This is a genomic window from Candidatus Izemoplasma sp. (assembly GCF_982632705.1).
On the sequence record NZ_CEXEES010000119.1, the window covers coordinates 1 to 1248 of the forward strand.

General features: G+C 41.3%; 2 protein-coding genes. Both read right to left on the minus strand.

What is annotated here, in order from left to right; translation table 11 throughout:
• Nucleotides 1-6 precede the first annotated feature (6 nt).
• On the minus strand, nt 7-291 hold the full coding sequence (locus AC2LE6_RS09040; RefSeq protein WP_484478931.1) for an STAS domain-containing protein: 285 nt from the start codon (nt 289-291) through the stop codon (nt 7-9).
• A 452-nt stretch (nt 292-743) separates the two neighbouring features.
• The coding region (locus AC2LE6_RS09045) for a PP2C family protein-serine/threonine phosphatase (protein WP_484478932.1) at nt 744-1248 on the minus strand (505 nt) is incomplete at its 5' end.

Sequence of the window (1248 nt, forward strand, 5' to 3'; positions counted from 1 at the left end):
ATTATGTCAGCTGACATTTAAAAACTCAATGATCCTCATGTTTGAAAAAAGTTGGGTTAAATCCTTGGACAAGTTCACAATGCAGAATTCTCCATCGGATTGCCGAACCGAATTCCGGGTTGCGACTAACACTCCGATTCCCAATGAATCGATCATGCTTACTTTTTCAAGATCCAATGTGATTTGTACTTTACCGTTTTGAATTAACTCAGAAAATTCCTTTTTCAGATCATGTGTGGCATTTCCAACAATGTCTGAATCTGGGGTGATGACGATGGGCGTCGTGCTCATGGTGTGTTCTCCAACTATTGCTTCTTTTCAAGTATGACACCTGCTCAATCCCTCGATAGGTGTCTGGTTCCGGGTTATTATGTCAACTTTAGTGCCACTAACAATTAGCCGTCAGTTTCTGGCTCGTTGTGCATATATCTTAATGATCGTCAGATCCTTCAGTATCTTGAATAAGTATTTCATATCTTTCGCGTTGAAAAATAGGGATACAGGCGTGTGTTGAGACTGTGTCGCTTTGCTCACTCAAAATACTTTATAAGCTCAACTTGGGCTTACAAATATTATTGCCAGAGTGATGAAAAAATGTAATAAGGATAGGGGTAAAATAGGAAATATTACCAGATTGCAGGAAATTATTTCCCTCAAATCCAACACGGTTCGTAGTGCAGTAGTTTTAAGGTATAAGAAGGTGGGTGTTATCAGTGGTTAAACGGTATTGCGATTTAAATGCGCTATTCTGCCTCGTCCTTTTTGATTTCAAGCCCAACGATGGACATATCATCGACCATAGGGGATAAGCCATTCCACTTAAGCGCTGATACGGCAAGATTATCAATTGAACCCCGCAGATTCATGGCTGTTTGATTTTGTCTCAGGATGCGCATCAAGCGATCATTCCCAAATTGCTCTTCATATTTGTTTGTGGATTCGGCAATACCATCTGAAAAGACGTAGAGTCTATCTCCTGGAAAAAGTTGAATCTCCAAGTCTTCGAAGGTTGCATCAGGCATAAACCCAATCGGCATACCCGTAGATGGGTGGGAAACGACTTTGCCAGCCGCAGGTGTGACCACAGGTCCAGGATGACCTGCAGATGTATAGGTTACGACCAGAGTATCAAGATTTAATATTCCATAAATGAAGGTAAAGTATTGCCCAATGATATCATCCATGGGGAACTGTTGATTAAGTCTGGCTGCAACCTCAGAAGGACGACGAATTTCATACTCATGGTCT